Raw genomic sequence first — 17806 nt, forward strand, 5'->3', positions numbered from 1 at the left:
TAAATAATCTATGTTGTCTATGACTTATCGTCATATTCTGACTAAAGTAGTGTAATTTTTTTGTAAAACAGGGACTTTAGTCTTGTTTTTATTGGTTAATTTGTTGTTTTGTGTCGTATTAATTCTTAAGGCTTGATTCATAATTCGCTAAAAATGGTGTTGAACATAAAAAAAGATCTCCTCATTTTCAGAGGAGATCTTTTTTAGATATGATGGTGTTTTAATTCATTTAAAAATTTATCATTTAATACTTTGATATATGTTCCCTTCATTCCTAATGATCGGGATTCAATGACACCTGCACTTTCTAGTTTTCTTAGTGCATTTACAATGACGGAACGAGTAATTCCAACACGATCAGCTATTTTACTTGCTACAAGTAATCCTTCATTACCATCCAATTCTTCAAAAATATGTTCAATTGCTTCTAGTTCACTGTATGATAATGAGCTTATTGCCATCTGTACTACTGCTTTACTACGAGCTTCTTCTTCTATTTCTTCTGTTTTTTCATGCAAAATTTCCATTCCTACTACGGTTGCACCATACTCTGCCAACACTAGATCACCGTCATCAAAACTATTTGATAAACGACTTAATATAAGCGTCCCCAGCCGTTGACCACCACCAATGATTGGTACAATTGTTGTTAAACCTTGCTTAAACAAATCATAATTTTCTACTGGGAAAGCCGTGTATTCACTATCGATACCTATGTTAGTTGTTGTAGTCGAAATATTAAATAAATTGTCTGTATATGTTTCAGGAAATTGCCTTTCTTCCAACATTTTTTTCATTCGCTCATTTTCAATCTGTTTGTTAATAGCAAAGCCTAATAATTTTCCTTTACGACTGACAATAAATATATTTGCTTCTATAACATCTCTTAACGTTTTCGACATATCTGTAAAATCCACCGATTTACCTTTGGTTTTTTGGAGCATTGCATTAATTTCTCGTGTCTTTTCTAATAATTGCATATTTTTTCACCATCCATATTATAAAATAAATTGACTTAAATCTTTATTCGTTGCTATTGATTTTAACTTATCATTTACATAGTTTTCTGTTATTTCAATATTTCCAATTCCAATATCAGATGCCTCATACGATAGTTCTTCCAATAATTTTTCTAAAACAGTGTGTAATCTTCTTGCTCCAATATTATCTGTGTCCTGATTTACTTCATAAGCAATTTCTGCTAAGCGGTTAATCGCTTCGTCAGTATATGAAATAGTAATTCCTTCTGTTTCTAACAATGCTTTATATTGCTTTAATAATGCATTAGAAGGCTCTGAAAGAATTCGTTTAAAATCTGCCACCGTTAATTTTTCAAATTCTACACGGATCGGAAAGCGTCCTTGCAATTCAGGAATGAGATCTGAAGGTTTCGCCTTATGAAAAGCTCCAGCTGCAATAAATAACATGTGGTCTGTCTTAACAGGACCGTATTTCGTAACAATTGAAGACCCTTCTACAATCGGTAAAATATCACGCTGTACGCCTTCCCGTGATACATTAGCAGACTGTTCTTGTTTTACAGCGACCTTATCCATTTCATCAATAAAAATAATCCCTGTTTGTTCCGCTTTTTCAATCGCTTGTTGTGTGACTTCATCCATGTCAATCAGTTTTTGTGCCTCTTGAAGGGTTAACACTTTTCTTGCTTCTTTTACAGTTAAGTTTCGTTTCTTTTTCTTTTTTGGAAACAGCTGTCCTAATGCATCTTGCATATTCATTCCCATTTGTTCCATTCCAGAACCTTGTAACATGTCAAACATATTCGATGCTTGTTCCTCTACTTCAATAGTTACGGTACTATCTTCTAGTTCACCAAGATCTAATAATTTTTTAGTTTGTTGTCTTTGTTGTTTAATATCTTCTTTTTCTTGTGTATCATTCGTATCTTCTGTGTTGTTTTGCTGTTGATTCGGGTTCATGAAAATATCGAATGGATTTTTTGACGTAGTCGTTTTCTTTTTAGACGGTACCAGAATTTCCACTAGTCGCTTATTTGCTAGTTGTTCTGCTTTTTCTTGTACATCTTCCATCGCTTTTTCTTTAACCATTCGTACAGCTGTTTCCACCAGGTCACGAACCATTGATTCCACATCACGCCCAACATAGCCTACTTCTGTATACTTGGTAGCTTCAATCTTTATAAAAGGAGCACCAACTAATTTCGCTAACCGTCTGGCTACTTCTGTCTTACCAACACCTGTTGGCCCTATCATTAATATATTTTTAGGAACGATCTCATTTCTTAGTTCCACAGGCAACTGCATTCTTCGGTAACGATTTCTTAAAGCAACTGCCACAGCTTTTTTGGCATCCTGTTGTCCAATTATATACTCATTTAATCTTTCAACAATTTGTTTTGGCGTTAAATTGATAGACACGACACCCATCCTTTCTTATTCTAATTCTTCTAAAACAAGCTGGTTATTTGTGAAAATACATATTTCTCCTGCAATTTCCAGAGATGCTTTTGCAATTTCTTTTGCTTCCATATCTGAAGCATGTTTTTTTAATGCTCTACCTGCACTTAAGGCATAATGACCACCTGAACCGATTGCAAGAATGTCATCATCAGGTTCTATCACTTCACCAGTACCTGACACTAATAGTATTTCCTGTTTATTCATTACGATTAACATCGCTTCCAGTTTCCGTAAATATTTATCACTCCGCCAATCTTTTGCCAGCTCAACAGCAGCCCTTGATAGGTTTCCATCAAAAGTTTCAAGCTTTGTTTCAAAACTTTCGAAGAGAGTAAATGCATCTGCTACAGAACCTGCGAAACCTGCTAAAACTTGATTTTTATATAGTCTTCTTACTTTTTTTGCTGTATGTTTCATCACCACTTGATTTCCAAATGTCACTTGACCATCGCCACACATTGCAGATTTTCCATTATGCTGGATGGCGAATATCGTGGTTGCATGAAATGAGTCCATTCTAATTCCTCCTATCGTTTTGCTCTCGGATGAGCTGTTTTATAAACATGACTTAATCGATCTTTAGAAACATGTGTATATATTTGAGTGGAAGATAAATGAGAATGCCCTAATAGTTCTTGCACCGCTCTTAAATCTGCCCCGTTATCCAACAAATGTGTCGCAAAGCTATGTCGTAATTTATGCGGATGAATATGTAAAGTTATGGCTGCTTCTTCCACCAATTTATTAATGATTAACCTTACCCCTCTTGCTGTCAACGGGTTCCCTCTGGCATTGAGAAATAAAACATTATGTGGTTGACTTTTTTCAGTAATTAATAATGATCGACTTTCCTTCAAATAAAGTTGTAGTGCCTGACTAGCGTATTCACCGAAAGGAACATACCTTTCCTTGTTACCTTTTCCAGTAACTAAAATAGTTTGAAGATCGAGATCAACACTGTCTATTGTCAGTTGAACACATTCACTAACACGAACTCCAGTACCATATAAAACTTCCAATATAGCAATATTTCGCTTACCAAGCGCAGTACTTTGATCGATCGATTCAAAAAGTATTTTCATTTCTTCTTGATAGACAAATTCAGGGATGGGATGAGCTGTTTTTGGTAAATGTAAATGAACAAAAGGATTCTCAAACGCCATTTCTTCTCTCAATAAAAACTTATAAAATGACCTTAGCGAAGAAATGCGTCGATTAATCGACCTTCTGGATAGATTTTTATCATATAGGGTAGTTAAATAAGTTCGAATAATACTATAATTTACATCTTGTAAAGACTGAAGATTTTCAGATGTTAAAAAATTAAAAAAATCAGCAAGGTCTTTTTCATACGCTTCAATTGTCAGTTTGGATGCATTTTTTTCGATTTGCAAGTAATCTAAATAAGCGAGCCAATATTTAAAAAAATTCATATTTCACCTCTAAATGCGTTAAAATATTAACATAATAGGTTCGAGTCTGCAATTAAATTTGCAAAATTGTCACTACTTTCTCCATTATTACATTAATTCCCTTTTTCTTAGTGCTTTAAACAAAGAACCAATAATCAGATGCAATGGAACACACTGTGTTATTTTATATTAACATTCTTAGTTCTTTTTAAAAACGCATAAGGCATCACACTTGGCCCAATCACACATAAAAAGCTTTTTTGATCTTAAGTAAAAACGTCTAAGACCATAAGAAAAACCGGACAAAAAAGCCCGGACCAATCCTGATTAACTGATTTTATATAGATACAAACTACTGCGAACTAATGAATACTTAAAATTGCTTCCTTCCATCCTGATTTTTGCTAAGTGCTAATCTTTACTGTTAAAAAAGATGATTCCGATTCATTTGTCGGAACCATCTTTTACGTTATATTCATTTGAAAGCTGGCTAGAAAAATGTGTTAGAAACCTTGTTTGATTAACCTTGAGCTTCTTCTTTATAGTCACATGATGCACATTGGACTTGAGCTTTCTTCTTTGATTTCTTCTCGACTAACATATTATCACACTTCGGACAGTTTCTCCCTACTGGCTTATCCCAAGAAATAAACTCACAGGAAGGATAATTGTCACAACCATAAAATGTTCTTCGTTTCTTCGTCTTTCTTTCTACAATATTGCCATCTTTACAATTAGGACAATCTACACCGATTTCTTTTAAGATTGGTTTTGTATTTCGACAATCAGGAAAGTTAGAGCATGCTAAAAACTTACCATAACGGCCCATTTTATAAACCATTTCATGGCCACATTTTTCACAATCAATACCTGCCGGTTCATCGCGAATTTCTACTTTCTCCATTTCCTTTTCTGCCTTTTTCAATTGTTGATCAAATCCTGAGTAAAATTGGTCAATAATTTTTACCCATTCTGTTTCCCCCTCTTCGACAGAATCTAAATCACCTTCCATTTTTGCAGTAAAAGTGACATCAATGATTTCGGGGAAAAATTCTTCTATTAACTTAATAACAATTTCGCCTAATTCCGTCGGGATAAATCGTCGATTATCAAGGGCTACATAACCACGTCTTTGAACCGTGTCTAATGTAGGAGCATAAGTTGATGGTCTGCCGATTCCTTTTTCCTCCATTGTTTTTACTAACCTTGCTTCCGTATACCTTGGAGGTGGTTGTGTAAAGTGTTGATTCGGTGTAATTTTTTCAGCTTTTACTGTTTCTCCCTCAGATAAATCTGGTAACCATTTATCAGTTGGTTTTGTCTGATCATCAGATCCCTCGATATAAACTTCCATAAAACCTTTAAACTTAATCTTGGAACCTGTTGCTCTGAACTCCACACCTTGATTCGTTAAATGAGCAGTCATCGTATCCATAACGGCCGATGCCATTTGACTAGCAATAAATCGTTCCCAAATTAACTTATACAATCTAAATTGATCCCTAGATAAGACTTTTTTTAGTGATTGAGGATCTCTTAGTGCATTAGTTGGTCGAATTGCTTCATGGGCATCTTGTGCACCTTCAGCATTTTTAGCCTTTTTTGTGAAACCAATAAATTCTTTGCCGTACTTATCTTCAATATACTGTCGCGATTGAGCCTTTGCAGTATCCGATATTCTTGTTGAATCTGTACGCATATACGTTATTAGTCCTGTAATGCCACCTTCACGTTTTCCTAAATCAATACCTTCATATAATTGTTGTGCTACCATCATCGTTTTTCTTGCTCTGAAATTAAGCTTTCTTGCTGCTTCTTGTTGTAATGAAGACGTTATGAAAGCTGGAGATGGATTGCGTTTTCTTTCCCGTTTCGTTACTTTCTCTATTAAAAAGTCGTTTCCTTTTAATGTAGATAAAATCTTGTCTACATCATCTTTAGTATGAAGTGGCTTTTTCTTGCCATCTTGCCCATAAAAAGCACCATCAAATGATTGTTTACCCTTTTTAAAGATCGATTCGATACTCCAATACTCTTCCGGTTTAAAATCTTTAATTTCATTTTCGCGATCAATAATCATTTTAACGGCAACTGACTGGACTCGTCCGGCACTAAGACCTTTCTTCACTTTTTGCCATAGTAGTGGACTAATATTATAACCTACTAAACGATCTAAGATTCTTCGTGCTTGTTGTGCGTCTACTAAATCCATATTTATGGTTCTTGGATGTTTAAAAGAGTCTTTAACGGCTTCTTTCGTAATTTCATTAAAAACTACCCGACACTGAGAATCCAAGTCAATATTCAAACTATGCGCCAAGTGCCACGCTATTGCTTCTCCTTCACGGTCAGGGTCGGCTGCGAGAAAGATTTTATCTGCTTTTTTAGCAGCGGCTTTTAATTCTTTTAATACGGGACCCTTTCCTCGGATTGTTATATATTTTGGCTGATAATTTTTTTCAACATCCACACCAGTTTGACTTTTTGGAAGATCCCTTACATGCCCCATCGAAGCTTTCACTTTATATTTTTTCCCTAGATATCTCTCAATAGTTTTGGCTTTTGCCGGTGATTCAACAATTACTAGATATTGTGCCATATTACTTACACCCTCCCAAGAGGCAAAATCATTTCGTGTTAATACATATTATAAATGTTTGCTGTTAGATATGATAAATCTTCCCTATTATTAAATACTTTGTTAGTGTTTGTCAAACAATGCAATAAAGAAATTACATAAAATTCTTTTATTTTCCTTCTGAAGTTCTCCTTCTTGGATGATATTCTTCTAAAATGTCATGGCTATTTTTAACTAATTTTGCCCCCTCTTTAATTAGCTGATTACATCCTGAACTTGTTTCTGCCAGCACCGATCCCGGAACTGCAAAAACTTCTTTTCCTTGCTCTAAAGCCTGATCAACGGTAATTAAAGTCCCGCTTTTTTCTTTTGCTTCAATGACAAGAGTCCCGAAACTTAGTCCGCTAATAATTCTGTTTCTCTCAGGGAAATGATATTTTCTTGGAGGTAGATCTGGGGGATATTCCGATAAAATTAAACCTTGTTCTACTAATTGTGTAAATAAGGTTAGGTGCTGCTTTGGATATACATGTTCGAAACCACTACCTAGTACAGCAATTGTTGGACTAAGATGTTGCAATGCTAATTGATGGGCAAATCCATCAATACCAATAGCCATACCGCTCGTAATAAGGAAATCGCATTCAAATAATGGAGTTAGAATATTAGCCATGATGGATCTTGCGAATTTTGAAGGATATCTAGTACCCACAACACTAAGGTTTGGTACGTGTGAAAGTAACCTTGGATTACCATGGAGGTATAAAACTAATGGAGGATCTGGAATTTCTTTTAAACTGACAGGGTAATCTTTACTAAATATGGTTAATACCTGATATGCCTCTACGTAACGTACTATTTTTTGTTTCAGTGACTTATCCTGCAACCTTTTTACAATAAAAAAGGCCTTTTTGTCATGGATTTGAAATTTTTCTTTCCATTGTTGAACGTCCCATTTGTACATCTGTTCAAACTCTGGATCTTCATTCATTACGTTCCATATAAGATTACGATTCGTTCCTATAATGTAATGCAAATGAATTAATCGCCATTCGTTTTTTTTCATTTCATACATACACCTCTTTTTATAGAAGAAATAAGCTGAGAAGAATCTCAGCTTATTTCAGAATGTTTAGTGCGTCTTACACTTATCATAAAGTTCTTTGTCTTTTAATACTTTAATTAACGTTTCACCCATCACAGAAGGTGTTTCAGCTACTTGAATACCACAAGCATTCATCGTTTTAATTTTTTCTTCAGCCGTACCTTTTCCGCCTGAAATAATCGCTCCTGCATGCCCCATACGTTTTCCTGGAGGTGCAGTAGCGCCACCAATAAAGCCAACTACTGGTTTTGTCATATTTGCTTTTACCCATTCAGCCGCTTCTTCTTCTGCCGTACCACCAATCTCACCGATCATCATAACCGCTTCTGTTTCAGGATCTTCATTAAAGGCTTTAAGCGTATCAATAAAGTCAGTACCGTTTACAGGGTCACCACCAATACCGACAGCAGTGGATTGACCAAAACCATTTTCTGATAATTGATGCACTGCTTCATACGTTAAGGTACCAGAACGAGAAACAACTCCAATATGACCTTTTTTATGAATATATCCTGGCATAATACCAATTTTACATTCTTCTGGAGTAATGACTCCAGGACAGTTTGGTCCTACTAATCTCGTTTTCTTACCTTCCATATAACGTTTTACTTTACCCATATCCATCACAGGAATATGCTCTGTAATACAAATTACGAGGTCTAATTCAGCATCTACTGCTTCCATAATAGCATCTGCAGCAAATGGAGCTGGTACATAAATAACCGAAGCATTTGCACCTGTTTCATTTACAGCTTCTTCAACTGTATTAAATACAGGTACTCCTTCAACTTCCGTACCACCTTTTTTTGGTGTTACTCCACCAACAATTTTAGTTCCATAATCTATCATTTGTTTTGTATGGAAAAGTGCTGTTGAACCAGTTATACCTTGAACAAGCACTTTGGTATTTTTATTAACAAAAACACTCATGTAAATGGATCCTCCTTTTTCCCCTAGAGATAAAATTTATGCTTCATTAACAAGTGCCACAATTTTTTCTGCACCGTCTGCCATTGATTCAGCTGGTGTAATATTCAAGCCAGAGTCAGCTAAAATTTTCTTACCAGCATCTACGTTTGTACCTTCAAGACGAACTACTAAAGGAATAGTTAAACCAACTTCTTTCGTTGCTTGGACGACACCTTCTGCAATAACATCACATTTCATAATCCCACCGAAAATGTTTACAAAAATACCTTTTACATTGTCATCCGACAGAATTATCTTGAATGCTTCTGTTACTTTCTCTGCAGTTGCTCCGCCCCCAACATCAAGGAAGTTAGCCGGATCTCCACTATAATGCTTGATAATATCCATCGTTGCCATCGCAAGACCGGCACCGTTTACCATACATCCAATATTTCCATCCAGTGCGATATAACTTAGGTCATACTTGGATGCTTCGATTTCTTTTTCGTCTTCTTCCTCTAAATCACGATACTCGACAATATCTTTTTGACGAAATAGGGCATTATCATCAAAGTTAAGTTTTGCATCTAATGCTAAAACGTTACCATCACTTGTTGTAACAAGTGGGTTAATTTCCGCAATGGAGCAATCTTTCTCGACAAACACTTGGTATAATCCCATCATGAATTTAACCGCTTTCGACAAGTATTCAGCTGGAATATTAATATGGAAAGCAAGACGTCTTGCTTGATATGGTAATAAGCCAGTAACTGGATCGATCACTTCTTTAAAGATTTTTTCAGGAGTTTTCTCTGCTACTTCTTCGATTTCTGTGCCACCTTCTTCAGATGCCATCATTGTGACACATGATGTAGCACGATCCAAAACAAGGCCGACATAATATTCTTTTTGAATATCGCAACCTTCTTCAACTAGTAACCGCTTTACTTCTTTTCCTTCTGGTCCTGTTTGATGTGTTACCAGTGTTTTCCCTAAAATTTCTTCAGCATATGTACCGACTTCATCGATATTTTTAGCTACTTTCACACCGCCTGCTTTTCCTCTTCCCCCAGCGTGAATTTGAGCTTTTACTACCGATACCGCTGAACCTAATTGTTCTGCAGCTTCAACAGCTTCATTTACTGTATATGCTACTTTTCCGTTAGGTACAGCAACACCGTAACTACGCAAAATCTCTTTGCCTTGATACTCGTGAATATTCATCTTTCATCCTCCCATCAATTAATCACTGCATTCTCATTGTATAAAAAAGTGCCTTCAATTGTCTAGGAAAGACTATGCATAATTCGAGCTTTTTTCTAAAAGTAGGATAGATGCATTATTTCTTAGCTGCTTTTTGGTCTACTTGATAAATATAAGCAAACACTTCTGCCACTACTTGGTATAATTCCTCTGGTATTTGCTCATTTATATTTAATTCTGATAATAATTCTACAAGAGACGGATCAGATTGAATCGGGATATTGTTTTGTTTCGCTCTTTCGACAATTTCTTCTGCTACATATCCTTTACCGGTCGCGGATATTTTTGGTGCAACATCCGTTTCTGTATCATACTGTAAGGCTGCTGCTCGTTTTCGGTATCGTTCCTGTTCTGTCATATCCGGAAGTCAATCCCTTCTGTTTTAATAGAATTATAAGCGGTATGATTGCCGTTTGTGACACTTTGCTCTTTATCTGATAATGTCTTTTGGCTAATAGAAGATAATTGATAATTTAAGTCGGACAATTTCTCTTTTAAGATGGGCGTAAAAGAATCCATTATTGGTTTAATATCTTGTTGATCATTATATACCGAGATATGTACGATTCTTTTTTGAATGGACATAGTAATCATCGTCTCCCCTAATGTATATAAATCAAGATGAAACAATACAGAGCAAAAGTCCGAATCAATCTCTTCACTATTCTGACGATTTTTCCCTTCAAATTGCATTCGAATATCCTTGGCTAAGCCAAACCGATCTCCTGGAATTTGAAAACTTTGCTGGGTAATGGATGGCTCATCTTGTACCATATTTAATTGCATGCCTGTTAAACTTTGAATCATACGTTGCAGTTGATTATTGGCTACATCTGGGCTTTGTTGATTAGCTAGTAATAGGTTTTGCTTTAAAGAATGTTCCATTTCTCTGGTTTGGATGGTTACTTGCTCTCCTTGATGTAACACTTGACGGACCATTTGCAAGAACTGGTCTTTGTTTACAGCTTGGTCACTAGCTTCTAATGATAGCAGGACTTGTCGAACTAACGATTGCTCAGATTGAGGTATTTGTTGTATATTGATTCGCTGTAAAATTTCAGCTGTCTGTTGATTTTGTGTCACTATTGGTTGTGCTTGTGCCATCCATTGTTGCATTACTTGTCGGTCTTGTTTCGTCATTCCTGCCATCATTGATTGCAATAATTGACTAGTACTATGTGTACTATTTGTACGAATTTCTTGTGCTAATTGTGCTTCATCTTGAATCCCGCTAGTTTGGACGAAATGCTTCATCATATGTAAAAATTGATCTTTCATCGGTAGCGATGATGGATTTGTAGCATCCAAATGCAACAATAAGGAACGAACAAGATTTTGGTTGGGAAGTGACAATTGTTGTGCTTGCATCTGTTGTAACATCGAAAAAACTTGTCGCTCTTGACTCACGTTAGATTGTGATGTTTGTTGTGACCATTGTTGAGCCATTTGCTGGTCTTGTCCTGCTATTACTTTCATAATTTTTTGAAAAAATGATTGTTGCTGCACAACATTTTTAAATGAGTTAGTAACCGTTCCATGTTCCATCATTTGACCAAAACGTTGTAAAAATGTTGAAAATGCCTGTCTTTCCCCTTCCTGGAACGGCAATTGTTGTTTTAGTATTTGATTTAGCTGCTGTATGAACTCTTGTGTTTGGTTATTATTTAAGCTATATCCTTTTGTTAGTTGTTGTAAAAATGATGATTGAACAGGTGCCGACGTAGACAATACCTGTTCTAGTAATGGCTGATTTGCATGCAAAAACTGTTGTAACATCGGTTGAGCCTGTGATGGTGATGAAGAAACAAGCAATGAAAGTTGTTGCTGCAATTGAGATAATAATGAATTATGATTAAATGGTGCTAATTGTTGTTGCAGTTGATTAATTTGCTTACCTAGTTGTGATGATTGAAATGTTTGTAAACTTTGAAATACTTGTTCTGTTAATGGGAAATTTTGTTTTGTCATTACTAATAGTAATTCACGATTGGCGCTACCCCCGCCAAATTGCTCAAGGAGTTTAGCAAATGCTTGTCCATCTTTATATGTAAACGCTATGTTTTGACTAACAAGTTGTTGTATGAAAGCTTTTAATTGTCGGTTATTGTTTAAACCTAGTTGCTGCATTATTTGATCACTAATCGGCCTGTTATTTGGAAGGGGGACATCGCTAATTTTTTTTAGTCTTATCACATCACCAACAGATGTTACTTGGAAAAGGTAGTTCTGCTTGGAGGCCAATGCTGTTTCCAACTGCGCCACCACTTGTGACCCGCCTAGCTGAATTGCTGCTCTTTGATTTGGATATAATTCAAGTACTTTACCCGGTAGCATTTGCCCAGGTTTTAGAGCGTTTTGTGTCGCATTCACACGTGTATTTTCAGAACGCAATACGCTTGAAAAAGAAGGAATGTTTCGCACATAGCTACCTCCTCTCTAATAGGATTTCAGAAAGCTTTTCCGGTGATAAGGTGTTAAACCATTGCCAGTTATCGCATCTAAATGCTGTTTGGTTCCATAACCGCTGTTTTGATCAAAAGCGTATAAAGGATATTGCTGATGTAGCTTTTCCATCATATCATCACGAGTTACCTTAGCAATAATACTGGCTGCCGCAATTGAAATACTTTTTTGGTCTCCTTTTATGATTGCGTCACTTGGAACATCTAGTTGCTCTAATCTCACTGCATCTATGAGCACATATTCTGTATATTTTATTTTCTTTAGTGCCTGATACATCGCTTTTTTAGAAGCTTCTAAAATATTGATTTGATCGATTTCCTCAGCATCCACTATGCCAACAGCATAATCTATTGCATGCTTTGTAATATATTGATAAAATAATTCTCGTTTATTCTTCGATAATTTTTTTGAATCATTTATTCCTAATAATTGAAAATCATTTGGTAAAATAACTGTTGCTGCCACAACAGGCCCTGCTAGCGGTCCTCTACCGACCTCGTCTACACCTGCAATATATGTAATACCTTTGTTCCATAACACCTGCTCGTATTGACTCATCGTTTCAAATAATTCATATTGAGCTTGAGTGGCTTGTTGTCTTTTTTCATATTGTTTTAATAAAGTTTGAACACCTTTTCGCTGGTCTTGATATAAATCTTTCAACACGTCTTCTTTAGGAAGTTCGTTTGATAAGTAGTGTTTAATTTGATTTATCGTCCATTCTTTTTTCATCTTTATAAACCTCGTTTCCTAATTTATCGGCACTTTTTCAAAAAAATGAAGGGTTCAACTCCTTCATTTACTCGCTTACTATGGACTCACTGTCCACTATGCACTTATTCCAGTTATTGATTAGTTTTTCTAAATAAAAAGTATACACTCGTTTCATAGAAACAAGGTGTATACTTTATTCAAGCACTAGCTATTCTGGTTGCTCTAGCGTTAAGTTGCCTAATCTTCCTGATCGCAAGTCTTGGAGGATGATATCGGCTGCTTTTTCAAAATTCACTCTGCCACCTGATTCAAGGCAACCTCTTTGTTTACCAATGTGTTCAAATATTTCGTTCATATCTTCTTTATCTTCTGTTATTTGATAACGTTCATTTAATACAGACGGAAAAGTCGCTTGTAAATATTGAATCACAAATGCAGCAATATCTTCTATCGGCAACAACTGATCCTTGATTGTACCAATTGCTGCAAGTCGATAGCCAACTACTTGCTCTTCAAATTTCGGCCAAAGAATACCAGGTGTATCTAATAATTCAAAATCTTTTTTTACTTTTATCCACTGTTGATGTTTCGTTACACCTGGTTTATCTCCAGTCTTGGCTATCTTCTTATGAACTAACCGATTTATTAATGTTGACTTCCCTACATTCGGTATACCAATAATCATTGCACGTGCCGGTCTCGGGCGAACCCCTTTTTTCTTTAAACGGTCCATTTTCTCTTTGGACATATCCTTCGCCTTTTGAATAACATGCTGTATATCTTTACGGTCATTCACATTCACGGCTATGGCAACCATACCTTTTTCTGAGAAATGACTTAACCAAGCTTTTGTTGATGCAGGATCAGCCAAATCATTCTTCATTAGCACAATCATTTTTGGTTTCTGATTTAAAATTTGCTGTAAAAGAGGATTTTGTGATGAAGCCGGTGCTCTTGCATCTACTAGTTCAATCACAAAATCAACTAATTTTAATTTTTCTTGTACTTCTCTTTTTGCTTTGGCCATATGTCCTGGAAACCATTGTATTGTCATGTATCCACCTCTATTTCTCTATGTTAATCTACGAAGCCGATATTATCCACTGGCCAATACGTTACACCAGCAATTCCAACTATTTGATCCATCGGTATAAATCCTAGATGTCTACCATCTGTTGAATTTGGCCTATTATCTCCCAGAACAAATACATGTCCCTCTGGAACTTCTTCTGCATTGCCTGGGATATCTTGTAATGAAAAATTCGTTGTGTAATTTGATTGGTCGTTGGCTATTTCTGCATCAATAAATGGTTCTTCAACTGGTTGTCCATTTATAAATAACTGATCATCTTTATACACAATGGAGTCACCTGGCAAACCAATCACCCTTTTTATGTAATCCTTCTTAGCCGTAGCATGAAAAACGACAACATCAAAACGATCTGGTTCACCAAACATTAAACTTACCTTATTTACTATAATTCGATCCTTATCCTCTAGATTTGGTAACATGGATGGACCTTCAACTACAATAGGAACCGCAATAAACATACGAAATATAATTACGATTAAAGCCGTAATAACAATGGTTTTTATCCAGTCGACCCAGTCAATCTTTTTTTCAGTCATAAAAAGATTCCTTTCTTTCATACACTACAAGTACTTCCAAAATATTAAATAGATAAAGTGAGACTTCCATCATTGGGTTTCTACGGACGATCAGCACCATGATAAAAATGTGACTTCTCGCCAAATACTGACGAAGTCTTAGTTTCACATATTCTTCGCACTGAAAATTGTCGTCACGTCGAATGGCCATCTATACTAAGATTTTATACTTTCCTAACGTATAAGAAAAGCGAAAAGAACCCGATTAGAAAAGTAGCTAATATGGAGTGAATCAACTGAGATAAAGGAAATACGGAGAGCTTGCGAGCTGATGCTGACTTTTGACGAACAGGACGTTCTAGTGTCGACGTTTGGTCACAGGACCGTTGAAAGTGCGACTATGTCTGTGACTTCGCTTAACAGCTCGCAGGTCAACAAGTCTTCTTTATCGTAGGGTGATTCGGGAAGTCGGCGCTTGCGTAGACAAGCCCCTAATTTTCTTTCTTATCCTAAGAAAAAGGAGCCTGACTATGCAAGCTCCTTTTCACACAATACTCATTAGCGAATTTCTTTGATACGAGCAGCTTTTCCACGTAGGTTACGTAGATAATAAAGCTTCGCACGACGAACTTTACCACGACGAGGTACTTCGATTTTAGCGATTCGTGGTGAATGCACAGGGAATGTACGTTCAACCCCTACACCATAAGAAATTTTACGAACTGTAAATGTTTCACTGATACCACCGTTTTGGCGTTTAATAACAACACCTTCGAATACCTGAATACGTTCACGGTTACCTTCCACAACTTTCACGTGAACTTTTACCGTATCACCAGCACGAAACTTAGGTAAGTCAGTTTTTAGTTGGTCTTTTGTAATTTCTTCCATTAATTTTTGCATTCTGTCACACTCCTTCCAAACCAATGTTCTTAACGAATTACACGGCAGCGGAACATCGTTTATTCACCTTAAGCGTTCACTTAAGCACAACTATCAATATAGCATACCAATAAAGAGAATTCAACTATTTTCTTGTGAATTTTCCCATTCTTTTATCCATTTCTCTTCTTTATCCGTTAACTCTAACTGTTGCAATAAATCTTGCCGTCTAAAATAGGTTCTCTTTAGCGCTTCTTTTCTACGCCATTCTTCAATATGGGCATGATTTCCTGATAACAATACATCAGGGACATTTAAACCACGGAAATCAGCCGGTCTCGTATAATGGGGATGCTCTAACATACCGGTTGAAAATGAATCCTGAACAGCAGAATCTTCGTTACCTAGTACATCTGGTAACAAGCGGACCAAACTATCAATCACAACCATGGCGCCTAATTCTCCACCCGTCAGCACATAATCACCAATCGATATCTCATCAGTAACAAGCTCTGTTCTGATTCGCTCATCATAGCCCTCGTAATGACCACAAATAAAAATTAAATGTTCTTCTGTGGCAAGTTCTTCTGCTTTCTTTTGCGAAAAGGTCTCACCTTGAGGACACATTAAAATAACACGAGGTGGTTTATCAGACGTATTTTTTTCTAGCGCCTCTACTGCATCAAAAATAGGTTGAGGCTTTAATACCATACCTGCGCCTCCACCATACGGATAATCATCTACTTTATTGTGTTTATTATCCGTATAATCACGAAAATTTACATAATTGTACTGAAAAGCACCTGCCTCATGTGCTTTTTTTAAAATCGAAGATTGAAAAACGCCATCAAACATTTCCGGAAACAATGATAAAATATCTATTTTCATCAGTCTAATAACCCTTCCATCGGCTCAATTTTAATTTTTTGGTTTTCAATATCTATTTCTTTTACCACATCTTCAATATATGGAATTAAATATTCTTTCCCATTTTGTGTCACTACCCACACATCATTTGCTCCTGGAGCAAGTATTTCTTTAACCGTCCCGATTAATTCACTATCAGTTGTTTCTACTTCACAACCAATAATGTCATGATAATAAAACTCATCGGCTTCTAATTCTGTAAGCTGATCTGTATTAATAACTAACAATGATTCTTTGAAGTGTTCTACATCATTGATATTGTTAAACTCTTCGAAATGCAACAAATCGAAATTTTTGTGAACTCGATGGCCATCAACGGTAACTGGTTGTAATTCCTGAGTTTCTTTCTCTTTAATCCATAAAGTAGTGCCAATTTCGAAACGTTCTTCGAAATCGGTAATTCGTACTACTTTTACTTCTCCATTTATCCCATGAGTATTGACAATTTTTCCAACATTTAAATGATTCATTTATTTCATACCACCTATTATGTAATTTTCGTAATCATGCCGTCTTTCACAGTAACGGATTTTTGTTCTGTTAAATCGTCCCAGCTCATACCTTCTTCGATATCGATAACTGCATCGACTTCTCCATCACTAATTTCGCTCCCTGTTGGTAATATTTCCAATTGCTCGAGTTTGTATTTATACCACTTCATATGGTCTTTACGATTCGATATTTCTTTGTTGAACTTGGCTGCGATGTCTGCTTTTTTGTTGGTTGAGCGTTGTTCTAATTTTTTTTGCTCAAATTTTAATTGTTCACATTCCTGTTCGAGTTTAAAAATCTTGAATTGGTATTCTTCTCTTAGTTGTTCTTTACTTTGATCCGTGACTATTTTTTTGACAGCAACTTTTTTAATAATTTTCATTGTTTCAGCCTCTCTCTCATACCTATTAAAGAGCATGAAAACACCTAACAAAAGAATAGCATGCCACCAATCCAAAGCGCAAGTATACATTATCGAACAAACCCCACCCCTTTTATCTACCCACACTGAAATTCGTAGTAGATACAACCTGCGAACTAATGAAAATTTCTATAGAGTGGCTTTCTTCCATTCTGATTGTAGATGAGTGCTAAACCGTCGCTGCGGAAAAATACTCCCTTTCCGTGGGCACGGCTTCAGCTTCCTCGCGAGCAAAGATCGCTCACTGCGGGATCTTCAGCTCGCAGTCAAGTCCTTAATTTTGTGTAAAAGTAAAAATACAATGTTTCCACCACATATGACGGTTATTTATTTTTTCACTGGGGGAAGGGGATCCCCTTCCCCCAGTGGAAAATGGGCATGCTATCAAAGTGCTTTTTAATTTTTCAAAAGTGCTCTTTGTTGTTGCTTTGTTTCTGCATATTCCATTAAGTAAGCAGCTAAGAGACGAAAAGCGGATTGAGTGTTTGGAAAGATCCGGATGACACTCTCACGTCTTCGAACTTCCTCATTTAATCGTTCTAAATGATTGGTACTATGAATAAAAGGATGGTATTTATCCGGTTCATTCAT

Annotated in this window: 18 protein-coding genes; all 18 read right to left on the reverse strand. The window is 36.1% G+C overall.

Annotated elements, in window-relative coordinates; all coding sequences use genetic code 11:
• Positions 1-203 precede the first annotated feature (203 nt).
• The gene (gene codY / locus BM121_RS18590; RefSeq protein ID WP_091485471.1) at positions 204-980 is read right to left on the reverse strand and encodes a GTP-sensing pleiotropic transcriptional regulator CodY; all 777 of its coding nucleotides are present in this window, start codon (positions 978-980) and stop codon (positions 204-206) included.
• 18 nt (positions 981-998) lie between these two features.
• The gene (gene hslU, locus BM121_RS18595; protein ID WP_091485472.1) at positions 999-2399 is read right to left on the reverse strand and encodes an ATP-dependent protease ATPase subunit HslU; all 1401 of its coding nucleotides are present in this window, start codon (positions 2397-2399) and stop codon (positions 999-1001) included.
• Positions 2400-2414: 15 nt separating this feature from the next.
• Positions 2415-2957, reverse strand: a complete 543-nt coding sequence (gene hslV, locus BM121_RS18600) for an ATP-dependent protease subunit HslV (RefSeq protein ID WP_091485474.1) — start codon at positions 2955-2957, stop codon at positions 2415-2417.
• Positions 2958-2968: 11 nt separating this feature from the next.
• The gene (gene xerC / locus BM121_RS18605; RefSeq protein WP_091485476.1) at positions 2969-3874 is read right to left on the reverse strand and encodes a tyrosine recombinase XerC; all 906 of its coding nucleotides are present in this window, start codon (positions 3872-3874) and stop codon (positions 2969-2971) included.
• A gap of 499 nt (positions 3875-4373) precedes the next feature.
• Entirely contained in the window at positions 4374-6452 is a 2079-nt protein-coding gene (gene topA / locus BM121_RS18610; RefSeq protein ID WP_091485478.1) for a type I DNA topoisomerase, read from the reverse strand.
• A gap of 148 nt (positions 6453-6600) precedes the next feature.
• Positions 6601-7497 (reverse strand): DNA-processing protein DprA, encoded by an 897-nt coding sequence (dprA, locus tag BM121_RS18615; RefSeq protein WP_091485479.1) that lies wholly within the window; start codon positions 7495-7497, stop codon positions 6601-6603.
• A gap of 66 nt (positions 7498-7563) precedes the next feature.
• Positions 7564-8466: a succinate--CoA ligase subunit alpha gene (sucD, locus tag BM121_RS18620; RefSeq protein WP_091485481.1), complete on the reverse strand. Its 903-nt coding sequence runs from the start codon at positions 8464-8466 to the stop codon at positions 7564-7566.
• Between the two features lie 36 nt (positions 8467-8502).
• On the reverse strand, positions 8503-9669 hold the full coding sequence (sucC, locus tag BM121_RS18625) for an ADP-forming succinate--CoA ligase subunit beta (protein ID WP_091485483.1): 1167 nt from the start codon (positions 9667-9669) through the stop codon (positions 8503-8505).
• A 115-nt stretch (positions 9670-9784) separates the two neighbouring features.
• Entirely contained in the window at positions 9785-10066 is a 282-nt protein-coding gene (locus BM121_RS18630; protein WP_091485484.1) for an EscU/YscU/HrcU family type III secretion system export apparatus switch protein, read from the reverse strand.
• Complete coding sequence (locus BM121_RS18635; RefSeq protein ID WP_091485486.1) at positions 10063-12129, reverse strand: hypothetical protein; 2067 nt, start codon at positions 12127-12129, stop codon at positions 10063-10065. The genes BM121_RS18630 and BM121_RS18635 overlap by 4 nt, the downstream gene beginning before the upstream one ends.
• A 15-nt stretch (positions 12130-12144) precedes the next feature.
• The gene (locus BM121_RS18640; protein WP_091485488.1) at positions 12145-12903 is read right to left on the reverse strand and encodes a ribonuclease HII; all 759 of its coding nucleotides are present in this window, start codon (positions 12901-12903) and stop codon (positions 12145-12147) included.
• Between the two features lie 190 nt (positions 12904-13093).
• Positions 13094-13939, reverse strand: a complete 846-nt coding sequence (gene ylqF, locus BM121_RS18645; RefSeq protein ID WP_091485490.1) for a ribosome biogenesis GTPase YlqF — start codon at positions 13937-13939, stop codon at positions 13094-13096.
• A gap of 23 nt (positions 13940-13962) precedes the next feature.
• A complete protein-coding gene (gene lepB / locus BM121_RS18650; protein ID WP_091485492.1) occupies positions 13963-14514 on the reverse strand; it encodes a signal peptidase I in 552 nt (183 codons plus the stop codon).
• A gap of 537 nt (positions 14515-15051) precedes the next feature.
• Positions 15052-15396 carry a 50S ribosomal protein L19 gene (gene rplS / locus BM121_RS18655; RefSeq protein WP_091485493.1) on the reverse strand — a complete coding sequence of 115 codons (345 nt, stop codon included), beginning with the start codon at positions 15394-15396 and terminating at the stop codon, positions 15052-15054.
• Positions 15397-15516: 120 nt separating this feature from the next.
• Positions 15517-16263, reverse strand: a complete 747-nt coding sequence (trmD, locus tag BM121_RS18660; RefSeq protein ID WP_091485495.1) for a tRNA (guanosine(37)-N1)-methyltransferase TrmD — start codon at positions 16261-16263, stop codon at positions 15517-15519.
• The gene (rimM, locus tag BM121_RS18665; RefSeq protein WP_091485497.1) at positions 16263-16772 is read right to left on the reverse strand and encodes a ribosome maturation factor RimM; all 510 of its coding nucleotides are present in this window, start codon (positions 16770-16772) and stop codon (positions 16263-16265) included. Before rimM ends, trmD begins: the two co-directional genes overlap by 1 nt.
• A gap of 17 nt (positions 16773-16789) precedes the next feature.
• A complete protein-coding gene (locus tag BM121_RS18670) occupies positions 16790-17176 on the reverse strand; it encodes a YlqD family protein (protein ID WP_091485502.1) in 387 nt (128 codons plus the stop codon).
• A 435-nt stretch (positions 17177-17611) separates the two neighbouring features.
• On the reverse strand, positions 17612-17806 hold a 195-nt coding region (locus BM121_RS18675), incomplete at its 5' end, for a transposase (RefSeq protein ID WP_175495503.1).

It is taken from the genome of Gracilibacillus orientalis (assembly GCF_900114645.1).
In the GTDB taxonomy this organism is placed as follows: domain Bacteria; phylum Bacillota; class Bacilli; order Bacillales; family Amphibacillaceae; genus Gracilibacillus; species Gracilibacillus orientalis.